Raw genomic sequence first — 11,639 nt, forward strand, 5'->3', positions numbered from 1 at the left:
CGACGCTCTGTGCCGTTGGCAGGTGTTCGAGGATGTGGCGCAGCCAGGCGTAAGGCTCTTGGCCGTTGGCCTTGGCGGTTTCGATCAGGCTGTAGATCTGTGCGCTGGCCGTGGCGCCCTTGGGCGTGTCGCTGAACAACCAGTTCTTGCGACCGATGACGAACGGGCGGATGGCGTTTTCGGCGCGGTTGTTATCGATGGGCAGGTTTCCACCTTCGACGTAACGCACCAGCCGGCCCCAGTTGCTGGCCAGGTAGTTTACGGCCTTACCCAGAGCCGTCTGCCCAGCAACCTGCGGCTGGGTCTTGTCCAGCCAGGCCTTGAGTTGATCGAGCAGCGGTTGGCTGCGTTGCACTCGGGTGGCCTGCCGCTCGGCATCGCTGGCGTCCTTCAGTTCACGTTCGATGCTGTAGAGCTTATTGATCAGGTTCAGCGCCATGTCGGCACGGCCGGTCTTGCCCTTGGGCTGCACTTTCTGCGCCTCGACGAACTTGCGCCGCGCATGCGCCCAGCAGGCCAACCGCTCGATGCCCTCTTGCACGGCCACGGCGTTGTAGCCAGCGTAGTCGTCAGTCATCAGGTAGCCGTGATAACCATCGAGCAGGCGCAGCGGTACCTCCTGCGCGCGGCTGGTGGTGTAGTCGAAGAGGATCACCGGCTTATCTGGCGGCCCGCCGCTTTGCACCCACATCCAGGACTGCGCGGTGGGATCGCGTCCGGGTTCGTGCAGCACCTGCAGGCGGGTTTCGTCACAGTGCAGCACCGGGTAGTCCAGCAGTTTGTCGCGCATCAGGTTGAGCAGCGGCTGCAGCTGCTCGCCACTTTGGATCACCCAGCGCGCCAGGGTCTGGCGGGGAATGTCGATGCCGTGGCGACCGAGCATTTTCTCGAAACGGTACAGCGGGATGCCGTCGGCGTACTTGGTGGTCAGCAGCATCGCCAACACGCTGGGACTAGCCAGGCTCTTCTCGATCAGTTGGGCCGGTTTGTCGGCGGTGACCGGTGCGGTTTCGCAGGCCTTGCAGGCGTAAGTCTTGCGGATATGACGGATAACCCGCACCTGCATCGGGATGATCTCCAGTTGCTCGCTGGTCTCTTCTCCAATCACCTGCTTGCAGGCGCCGCAGGCGCAGGTCAGTTCGTGCTCGGGCAGTTCATGGACGACTTCGACGCGCGGCAGATTGGCCGGCAGCGGCTTGCGCTTGCCACGACGCTTGATCGGCGCAACGACTTCTTCGGCTTCAGCTTCGGCTGGCTCGGCAGTCGGCTCTTCGACCAGCTCTTCGGCCTCGTTGAACATGGCCAGCTGCGGTGAGTCGGCATCTTCAGGGCTGCGCTCGGACTTGGGTGAGAACAGCTTGTGCCGCAGCAGGGCGACCTGCTCCTGCAATTGCAGCACCAAGGCCTTGAGCAGGACGGGATCGTTAGGAAGGTTGTCGGCGCCAAATTTCATGGCGCTGGATTATACCGGCTCAGGCCACGAACCGCGGCGTCAGTACCTGGTGCGGACGATTGCGCCACAGGTCAATTCCGTCGAGCAGCCAGTTCAGTTCGTCAACCGTCAGCTCGATGGCCTCGTCGCCTGCATCGGGCTTGGTCTTGAAGCGCTCGGCTTCCAGTCGCTTGAGCCACAGGCAGAAACCGTTGCGCTCCCAGTAGAGAATCTTGACCTGGCTGCGCGTGCGATTGAGGAACACGAACAGCACCGGGTTGAACACTTCCACCTTGATGTCCAGCTCGACCAAGGCGGCCAGGCCGTTGATGGATTTGCGGAAGTCGACGGGCTTTGGGTAGAGGTAGACCTTCTGCACCTTGGCATCGGGACGCATCATGGGATGAACTCCAGTGAAAACGGGAGCTCAGCATCCAATGATCTGCGGCCTATGGGCAGGTGGGGTTTATGGAGCGCTTACGATGCTATCGACTGGCGAATTGCTGAACGAACCCGCCGGATTGAAATCAGGAAAGTCCTTTACCAGCCGGAGGCAGCGGGCCACTTCCATCTGTAGGCACGCCGTTGACGTGCGCCGGCACCGGCGTGGATACAGCGCAAAGCGCCTCGCCTGTGCGCCACAGGGCGCCAGGCGATGGCCAGTCAATGCGGGCGTTGCGGGTGGCGCTGCAGATGAATCCAGTCGACGATTTCGCCATCCGGGGCGTAGCCATTGACCGTTTCGCGCAGCAGCTGGCGCACCCGGGCATAGTCATCCGCTTCCACCGCTGCCAACAGCTGAGCCAGGCAGCGCTTGAAGGTTTCCCAGTCCAGATGCTCCTCATGTGCACGCATGATCATCGGGTGCTCGGTCGGCTGCACGTTGTCACCAATCAGCAGCTCCTCGTAGAGCTTCTCGCCCGGTCGCAGCCCGGTGAACTCGATGGCGATATCGCCCTGCGGATTGAGCTCGCTGCGCACGGTAAGGCCGGACAGATGGATCATCTTCTCCGCCAGCACAGCAATCTTCACCGGCTCGCCCATGTCCAGCACGAACACATCCCCGCCCTCGCCCAGCGAGCCGGCCTGGATCACCAGCTGCGCCGCCTCGGGAATGGTCATGAAGTAACGGGTGATATTCGGGTGGGTAACCGTCACCGGTCCACCGCGCTTGATCTGCTGGCGGAACAGCGGAATCACCGAGCCGGAAGAGCCCAGCACATTGCCGAAACGCACCATGGTAAAACGGGTCTTGTTGACGTGATGAACCGCCTTATCCTCGCCAAACAGCACCGGTGCCGACTCACAGCTCAGGGCTTGTAGAACCATCTCGGCCAGGCGCTTGGTGCTGCCCATCACATTGGTCGGACGCACCGCCTTGTCGGTAGAGATCAGCACGAAGTTGGCCACGCCCGCCTTGATCGCCGCCTGGGCAGTATTCAGCGTACCCACCAGGTTATTCAGCACACCCTCGGCAATGTTGTGTTCGACCATCGGCACATGCTTGTAGGCGGCGGCGTGGTAGAGCGTATCGACCTCCCAGGTCTGCAGCACATCGTGCAAGCGCCCGGCATTGCGGATCGAGCCGAGGATGGGCACCAGCTGAATCGGCAGGAACTCACGCTCACAACGGCGCTGCAGCTCGCTGTGAATGTTGTACAGGTTGAACTCGCAATGCTCGAACAGCAGCAGGGTACGCGCACCGCTGGCGAGAATCTGCCGGCACAGTTCGGAACCAATCGAGCCACCGGCCCCTGTCACCAATACCACCTGGTCCTTGATGCAGCGCTCGAACAGGGCCTTCTGCGGCGGTACCGGATCACGTCCCAGCAGGTCAGCAATATCGACCTCCTGCACCTCATCTACCTTAACCCGACCACTGGCCAAGTCCATTAAACCTGGCACGCTACGTACGTGCAGGTTGTACTGGCCAAGCAATTCGAGGATCTCCCTGCGACGCGCACGCGAGGCAGAAGGCACCGCAAGCAGAATTTCCTGGGCGCCAGTTTCTTCGATCATCTGTTGGGTGCGCTTGGGCTTGTACACCCGCAACCCGGCAATCACCCGGTTGGCGATGGTTGCATCATCATCAATAAAGGCAACGGGCGCCAGCGAACGCCCCAAACGCAGGGCGGCCAGTAACTGATTCCCCGCCGCACCGGCCCCATAAATCGCAACGCGGGGCAAACCACGGTCCCCTGCAAGAAGACGGGGATGCTCAGCCGAATACCAATTACCCATAAAGTACTGACGCATCAACAAGCGCACCCCGCCAATCAACGTCAGGCTAAGCCACCAGAAATTCAGCACCATCGAACGCGGAATCGGCGCAGGCGCGTCGCGATACCAATAGATCGTCAACGCCAAGAATAACGCAGAGAGAGAAATTGCCTTAAAAATGCTCTTAAGCGCATCGTTACCGAAAAAGCGCATCACCGCGCGATACATGCCCATGCGGATGAAAATGGGCACTGAAATCAAGGGCACAATTACAAAGATCCAGGCGTGATGGCCTAAAGGATCAACCACGTTGAAATCACCCAAGCGCACGATAAACGCCAGCCACAGCGCACACCAAAGCAACAGCACATCGACAATGACCTGCAGCACACGCTTCGAACGCCGTGGCAAACGGATCAAACGCTCACGCAGGCGATCTGCAGTCCTTAACATCACAACCTCCCAATCCTTCACATACCGTACTACGTGGCAATAACTGATTCTCGCACAAGCCGCTGCCAGTAACTAAGACGGGCGTACCCGATCACCCGCGCCCTTACCAAGCACCGTCATCAGGATATATTTAAAATAATGAGCTAGGGTAAGCTCACGAATCATACGCTGATCGGTTTCAGCCAACAGTTTTGGCGTCGACAAATCAATCTCATTGACCTGCACCAACCCGGTAATACCCGGCCGAACCTTATACACACCCAGCGCATCGCGCTCAGCAATTAACTCATCCTGATTAAACAAATTCGGGCGCGGGCCAACCAAACTCATTTCACCTTTCAGCACATTCCACAACTGCGGCAGCTCATCCAACTTGGTTTTACGCAAAAAACCACCCATACGGGTAATAGACGCCGTAGAAGCCAGATGGCTGGCCACCGACGCCGTATCCACCTTCATGATGCGGAACTTAACCAGAGTAAACGGCTTTTTATTCCGCCCTACCCGCTCCTGCCTGCAGGGTCAACGTGAACCAGTTACAGTTACAATCAAAACGCAACAATCCAGCAGAGCATAGACACGATAGCCTGAAGCAAAGAAAACTGTAGAATCAGCGAGTAATGATCTTTTTAAGGGTCAAAATAATTAACTTAAAATCAAGCAGCAGACTCTGTGAATCAACGTATTCAACATAGTAAGCCTGCTTAATTGGCAAAATAATATCGATGTAGGCTTGCCTAAAATCGTCGTACTTCGCAAGTAATTCGTTTTCATCTACCATCTCAATAGAAGCTTTGTCCGTAATACCAGGTCTTACAGACAATACCTTTTCACGCACTTCTGCAGGGTAACAATCAATAAACTCTTGAACCTCCGGACGCGGCCCGACCAGGCTCATTCGCCCCAGAAAAACATCGATCAACTGTGGCAGTTCATCAATTTTTGTCTTGCGCAGAAAATGCCCTGAACGGGTAATGCGTGAGTCTGCTCCCACCGTTAAACGACCTGATTTTTCAGCATCCACACGCATGGTTCGGAACTTGTGGATCTTGAATGGCACACCAAACAGCCCGACTCGTTCTTGTCTGAAAAAAACAGGACCAGCTGAATCCAACTTAATCCATACTGCAATCAGAGCAAAAACAGGCGTCAGAATCAGTAATCCGAAGAAGGATGCCAGCACATCAAAAAGTCGCTTAGTCACAACCAAGCACCTTTTTAACGGCACTAACAACACGCTGTTGGTCTGAGTGCGTCATCTTGGTGTACAGAGGCAAAGAAACTTCCAACTCATAAGCGGCATGCGCATTTGGGAACATTTCAGGAGTAAGAGAATAAGTGTCACGCCAGTAAGGCTGCAAATGCAACGGAATAAAATGCACCGAACAACCGATGCCTTCATCAGCCATTTTCTGTATAAACTCATCCCGCGCTATGCCTGATTCAGCCTTAAGACGAACAGGGTACAAGTGCCATGCATGTTCAGAACCATTAACAGGTAATGCAGGTAGCACCAAAGGCAACCCTGATAACTCCTGGTTATAGAACCCTGCCATGTCATTACGCTTCAGCTGAAATGCTGGCAAACGCTTTAACTGATGTATGCCAATGGCTGCTGCAATATCGGGCATATTGTACTTAAAGCCCGGAGCAACAATCTCATAAAACCAAGCCGGCTTAGTAGATGTATAACGATCAAAGGCATCCCGGCTTATCCCATGCAAGCGCATAATTCGACAACGCTTGGCAAGCTCTGCATCACGGGTTACCACCATACCTCCTTCACCAGTAGTCATGGTTTTGTTGGCATAAAAGCTGAACACCGTGAAGTCAGAATCCAAAGTGCCAATCAGCTTACCGCTGTAATAGGTAGGCAATGCATGAGCTGCATCCTCAACAATACGAATACCATGCGCTTTGGCAACTTTAATAATTGCATCCATATCACATGCCAGCCCAGCAAAATGAACTGGTATTACCACCTTGGTTTTATCGGTAATGGCCGCAGCAAAGGATTCCGCAGTCATATTGAAGGTTTTTGCATCAACATCAACAAAAACAGGTGTTGCACCTAAATAGCGCACCACTTCTGCAGTAGCCGTAAAGGTATAATCAGGAACAATAACTTCATCTCCCGGGCCAACACCTAAAGCTTCCAAGGAAAGGTGCAACCCAGAAGTGGCGGAATTTACAGAAATTGACTGAAGCGAGGCATCACCCAAAAACTCAGTAAACTGCTCTTCAAACTTCTTAGCCTTTGGACCAGTAGTAATCCAGCCGGAGCGCAAGGAATCAACAACTTCATTAATTTCCTCTTCACCAATCTCTGGCAAAGCAAATGGTAGAAATTTTACATCATTCATTAGAGGCACCATGAAAAATCTTTATAAGCCGTAGCATATTACGACCATCGGCTTGTACAAATTCAGACTCAATCTTGTAGCCGCTCTTAATATAAAAAGCGACTACATTGTCATTTCCAAGTTTATCGGTAGTTAAATATAGCGAGCTCGCTCCCCTGCTATGAACCACTTCTTCAAAATCAGCTAATAGCTTCTTACCCAAAGACTTACCCACCATTTCAGGTTCAACACCAATACTACTTAAAAGAGCAGCCTGCGATAATGTTGATGGCGCCTCACCTTTATAAAAGACAGCATACCAAAGCTTTTTCAATACCAAGATAGGGTTTTTTAATAACCCTGGGATTGAACGAATAAGGAAAACGAATCCTTTTTCTTTCTTTAACCCTTGAAAAAAACTATCAGGATCAATAGCCCCACCAGCAAAGCCAACTACTCGCCCATCCTCGTTGCAAAGAACTCTTAAGACACCACCACGCCGAAAGGCAAAAGCATCATATAATTGATGAAGAAAATTCGGGCCTAATTTAGTCAAAAAAAAACCATCAAAGGCTCTCTGATGAACAGCTACAATTTGTGGCAAATCATTTTCAGTGGCATCACGAATTGTCATGAGATACGTCCTTCAAAACATCATCGAGTTTTTGGTAATTTACTCGCGAAGAAAAATTCTGCTCATAGAAATCACGAGCTGACTGCCCCATTTGTTCCCAATCAGACTTCCTGGCTAACAACAATCCCAAGGCTTTCTGAATGGATTCAACAGACTGTGGCTCAGCCGTTACCCCTGCACCAGCCTGCATCACCAAGTCATTAACTTCACCTCCAACGGCCATAAGTATCGGCTTCCCTACCGCCATGGAGGACTGTGTTTTTGATGGGATTGTAATGTTAAATAAAGGATCACTACGAAGATGTACTGCCAGTATGTCTGCACCGACTAAAACATCAAAAATATCAGAAGATGACACATAGCCTTTAAAAATAACATTTCCGTAATGTTTAGATTTTACCAGTGTTTCCAGTTCTTCCTTCTCCACCCCATTCCCATAGAGTTCCAATACAACAGTGGGATCCGGAAAGGTACCAACAGCATCAATAAGAGATGCAAGTGATTGAGCAGCACCGATATTGCCAGCATAAACAACCCGAGCTTTCGTTTTTTGATCTGCCACCTTATTATTCTGACCGTCGAGTGCTTCACTAATGTGCAATTCTTCCGGACACCAGTTATACACAGTCCGTATCTTACTTTCAGGCACTCCCCGCTCAACTAAAGCTGTTTTAAAGCCTTGAGACAGCACCACAATGGCGCTAGCTTGCATGTATACAATCCGACACCAACGATCTATTAACCGGACAACCAACCCTGCCTTATTTAAGCCGGTAGCTACCAGTGCATCGGGCCACAAATCCTGAACATCGGTTACAAAATGAACGCCTTTCAGTTTTTTTAAAATTATTCCAATCAAGCCAGTAGTTGCCTGAGGATGATACGCGTAAACAACGTCTGGTTTTTTACTAAACAACGCGTAACACAGTGCCACAATAGTATAGCTAAGGTAGGTGGCCGCACGTGACAGCTTGGATTTGGAGTGTGAAATATGACTCCAAAGCCTTACCACCTTAACACCATCGATAACTTCAACTTGTTTCAGTTTGCGCTTATAGCCAGGAAAAACACGCCCAGTAGGATAATTTGGGAACGTTGTTATTACTTCAACTTCATGCCCCTGTTCTACCCAGTGCTTCATTAACCCCAATCCTTTAATTGAATACTCTGGGTCAAACAACTGGCTGATAAAGAGAATTCGCATCAGTACTGCTTCCACACCGTCCGCATCACATAATCACGGTAGCTGTGAATAATGCGTACCACTTTGTCAGCCACATTGGGCATGCTGTAGTCAGCCACTAACCGCAAATCGCGTTGTTCGCCACGGGCTTGCGTTTCCAGAATGGCCAGGCCTTGCATTACACGCTCCACTTCCAGACCAGCCATCATAGCAGCCGCTTCTTCCATACCTTCCGGGCGCTCATGCGCTTCACGGATATTTAGGGCCGGGAAGTTCAGAATGGACGATTCTTCGTTGATCGTACCGCTATCAGACAAGACCGCTTTCGCGCTTAACTGCAGCTTATTGTAGTCTTTAAAGCCCAGCGGTTTCAGCAGTTGCACGTTCGGGTGGAAGGTAACACCCATGGCATCAACGCGCTTTTGGGTACGCGGATGTGTAGAAACAATCACCGGCAAATTGTAATGAGCGGCAACGGTGTTCAGTACATCCACCAGTTTCATAAAGTTTTTGTCGGAATCGACGTTTTCTTCACGGTGCGCACTCACCACGAAGAATTGGCCTTCTTTCAGCTTCAGTCGTTCCAGCACAGTAGAGGCTTCAATCCCTTCGCGGTAATAATTCAGCACCTCAAACATCGGGCTGCCGGTTTTAATAATGCGATCCGGCGGTAACCCTTCCGCCACCAGATAATCCCGCGCAATGGTGCTGTAACTCATGTTGATATCGGCGGTATGGTCAACAATACGGCGGTTGATCTCTTCCGGCACACGCATATCAAAACAACGGTTACCGGCTTCCATGTGAAAAGTCGGAATCTTACGGCGCTTGGCTGGCAATACGGCCATACAGCTGTTGGTATCGCCCAACACCAGTACCGCTTCGGGTTTAACTTCGGCCAGAACCTGGTCAACCTTAATAATTACATTACCAATCGTTTCTGCACCGGTGCTGCCGGCGGCACTTAAAAAGTGATCTGGCTTACGAATGCCTAAATCCTGAAAGAAAATTTCATTCAGTTCGTAATCATAGTTCTGGCCGGTATGAACCAGAATGTGTTCGCAGTGTTCATCCAGTTTGGCCATTACGCGCGACAAACGGATAATTTCCGGGCGGGTTCCCACCACGGTCATTACTTTTAATTTTTTAACAGCGGTTGTCATAACAAAGTACCCAACTATCTATTAGCCACAGGCGTTTTATTCAGCCACAGGCGTTTTACTCAGCCACAGGCGTTAACGGGCAAGCGTAGGTGTCCGGCTTTTCCCGATCAAAAATTTCATTCGCCCACAGCATAACAATCATCTCATCATCACCAATGTTGGTAATGTCGTGTGTCCAGCCTGGCATGGTTTCTACAATTTCTGGCTTTTCGCCAGTGGTTTCCAGCTCGTAAAACTCACCAGTGTGCATGTGGCGAAACTTAAAGCTGGCCTTTCCTTTAATAACCAAAAACTTCTCGGTTTTGGTGTGGTGGTAATGGCCGCCACGGGTAATACCGGGGTGCGCTGTGAAGTAAGAAAACTGCCCGGCATCGGGTGTTTTCAGCATTTCTACAAATACACCACGCGGATCACCGTATTTAGGCACTTCGTAGGTAAAGCGCTCTTTCGGCACATAGCTGAGGTAGGTGGAATACAAGGCACGAACCAACCCAGTACCCACGCGCTCGGTAATTAAACTTTGGCGGCTATCGCGGAAGCGATACAACTGATCGGCCAGTTCGCCCACGGTAATTTGGTACACCGGTTGTACGGTTTCAAACGCATCGCCCGCTCGTTTAGCATCCAGCAATGCCAGAAAATGCTCAATAACATCATCGACGTACACCAAATTAACTACCGCCGCAGGGTCATTAATTTGAATGGGTAAATCGTTCACAATGTTATGGCAAAAGGTGGCTACGGCAGAGTTGTAGTTCGGTTTGGCCCACTTGCCAAACACATTCGGCAAGCGGAATACAGAAACAGGCACACCCTGCTTGCGCAACGCCAGTAAGGCATCTTCCGCCGCACGCTTAGAGACACCGTAAGGGTTATCCAACCCGGCCTGAATGGAAGAGGTATACACAACCGGGGCTTTGCAACCCGTTGCCAACATGGCATCGGCCAACTGCTGGCTTAAACCCGCATTCCCGGTGGTAAACTCTGCCGGGTCTTGCGGGCGGTTAATACCGGCCAGGTGAAATACAAACTGCACACCATCCAGCATGGCCGGCAGTTCTGCCGCAGAGTGTTCGCGGGTAAAACACACAACCTCAATGTCTTTACGTTCAGCCAGGTGCACCAACAGGTTTTTACCAATAAAGCCGTTGGCACCGGTTACCAATATACGCATGGCTTACTCCTCGGGGTTTACATAACGGCCATCACGCAGTTCACGAATGAACTCCAGCTTTAACAGCAGTTGCTGCATGCCTGCCACATCTAAACGCTGGGTATTGTGCGAGTTGTAGTCTTCTGCCTGAGAAATTTCCTGCTCACCCTGCTCTACAAACTTGCCGTAGTTCAGATCGCGCAGGTCTGGCGGAACGCGGTAGTAACCGCCCAGGTCTTCGGCGCAAACCATTTCTTCACGGCTTAACAGGGCCTCATACAGCTTTTCGCCGTGACGGGTACCGATAACATTAATGGGGTAGCCGGGTTTGCCGAGCAGATCGGACAAAGCCTGTGCCAGCACCTCAACCGTCGCCGCCGGGGCTTTTTGCACAAACATATCGCCGTTATTACCGTGCTCGAAGGCGTACAACACCAGGTCTACCGCATCGGCCAGCGTCATCATAAAACGCGTCATATTCGGGTCGGTAATGGTCAGCGGCTTATTGGCACGCAATTGGTCGACAAACAGCGGAATCACCGAACCACGGGATGCCATTACGTTGCCGTAACGGGTACCACAAATAACGGTTTTGGTGGGGTCTACGTTACGCGACTTGGCCACCATGACCTTTTCCATCATGGCTTTGGAAATACCCATAGCATTAATGGGGTAAACCGCTTTATCGGTGCTTAAACACACCACCCGCTTCACTTCGTTCTGAATAGCGGCTTCCAATACGTTTTCAGTGCCCAACACGTTGGTTTTAACCGCTTCCATCGGGTGAAACTCACAGGATGGCACCTGCTTTAGTGCCGCTGCGTGAAAAATATAATCGACGCCACGGGTGGCATTCAGCACCGCCTGATAATCGCGCACATCGCCAATGTAGAACTTAAGCTTAGGATTCGCGTATTTTTTACGCATATCATCCTGTTTCTTTTCATCGCGGCTGAAAATACGTATTTCGGCAATATCGGTATCCAGAAAGCCGTTAAGAACAGCATTACCGAATGAACCGGTGCCGCCGGTGATAAGAAGCGATTTACTTTCAAACAT

10 protein-coding genes and 2 pseudogenes are annotated in these 11,639 nt (G+C 51.7%); 1 reads left to right on the forward strand and 11 read right to left on the reverse strand.

What is annotated here, in order from left to right:
* Both tnpC and tnpB read right to left on the reverse strand, forming a co-directional pair.
* A partial coding sequence (gene tnpC / locus CW360_RS09340) for an IS66 family transposase (RefSeq protein WP_101193244.1) occupies positions 1-1,453 on the reverse strand: 1,453 nt, incomplete at its 3' end.
* Positions 1,454-1,472: 19 nt separating this feature from the next.
* On the reverse strand, positions 1,473-1,832 hold the full coding sequence (tnpB, locus tag CW360_RS09345) for an IS66 family insertion sequence element accessory protein TnpB (protein ID WP_058151328.1): 360 nt from the start codon (positions 1,830-1,832) through the stop codon (positions 1,473-1,475).
* 81 nt (positions 1,833-1,913) lie between these two features.
* Between tnpB and CW360_RS17075 the strand changes: the two are divergent.
* Positions 1,914-2,009 (forward strand): annotated as a pseudogene (locus tag CW360_RS17075) (GNAT family N-acetyltransferase); the annotation flags it as partial.
* Positions 2,010-2,095: 86 nt separating this feature from the next.
* Here the strand turns inward: CW360_RS17075 and CW360_RS09360 are convergent.
* The 9 genes and pseudogenes from CW360_RS09360 to CW360_RS09400 form a co-directional block, all read right to left on the reverse strand.
* A complete protein-coding gene (locus CW360_RS09360; protein ID WP_101193509.1) occupies positions 2,096-4,105 on the reverse strand; it encodes a polysaccharide biosynthesis protein in 2,010 nt (669 codons plus the stop codon).
* 72 nt (positions 4,106-4,177) lie between these two features.
* Positions 4,178-4,621, reverse strand: a pseudogene (locus CW360_RS09365) (sugar transferase); the annotation flags it as partial.
* A 94-nt stretch (positions 4,622-4,715) separates the two neighbouring features.
* Positions 4,716-5,309, reverse strand: coding sequence for a sugar transferase (locus tag CW360_RS09370; protein WP_101193510.1), 594 nt, complete (start codon positions 5,307-5,309; stop codon positions 4,716-4,718).
* Positions 5,302-6,468, reverse strand: a complete 1,167-nt coding sequence (locus CW360_RS09375) for a DegT/DnrJ/EryC1/StrS family aminotransferase (RefSeq protein WP_101193511.1) — start codon at positions 6,466-6,468, stop codon at positions 5,302-5,304. Before CW360_RS09375 ends, CW360_RS09370 begins: the two co-directional genes overlap by 8 nt.
* Positions 6,461-7,081: a GNAT family N-acetyltransferase gene (locus CW360_RS09380; protein WP_101193512.1), complete on the reverse strand. Its 621-nt coding sequence runs from the start codon at positions 7,079-7,081 to the stop codon at positions 6,461-6,463. Before CW360_RS09380 ends, CW360_RS09375 begins: the two co-directional genes overlap by 8 nt.
* Entirely contained in the window at positions 7,068-8,285 is a 1,218-nt protein-coding gene (locus CW360_RS09385; RefSeq protein WP_101193513.1) for a glycosyltransferase family 4 protein, read from the reverse strand. Before CW360_RS09385 ends, CW360_RS09380 begins: the two co-directional genes overlap by 14 nt.
* Complete coding sequence (wecB, locus tag CW360_RS09390; RefSeq protein ID WP_101193514.1) at positions 8,285-9,427, reverse strand: non-hydrolyzing UDP-N-acetylglucosamine 2-epimerase; 1,143 nt, start codon at positions 9,425-9,427, stop codon at positions 8,285-8,287. Before wecB ends, CW360_RS09385 begins: the two co-directional genes overlap by 1 nt.
* 55 nt (positions 9,428-9,482) lie before the next feature.
* The gene (gene wbjC / locus CW360_RS09395; protein ID WP_101193515.1) at positions 9,483-10,601 is read right to left on the reverse strand and encodes a UDP-2-acetamido-2,6-beta-L-arabino-hexul-4-ose reductase; all 1,119 of its coding nucleotides are present in this window, start codon (positions 10,599-10,601) and stop codon (positions 9,483-9,485) included.
* Positions 10,602-10,604: 3 nt separating this feature from the next.
* The gene (locus CW360_RS09400) at positions 10,605-11,639 is read right to left on the reverse strand and encodes a polysaccharide biosynthesis protein (protein ID WP_101193516.1); all 1,035 of its coding nucleotides are present in this window, start codon (positions 11,637-11,639) and stop codon (positions 10,605-10,607) included.

The sequence above is a fragment of the Pseudomonas fluvialis genome (genome assembly GCF_002835605.1).
Taxonomy (GTDB): domain Bacteria; phylum Pseudomonadota; class Gammaproteobacteria; order Pseudomonadales; family Pseudomonadaceae; genus Aquipseudomonas; species Aquipseudomonas fluvialis.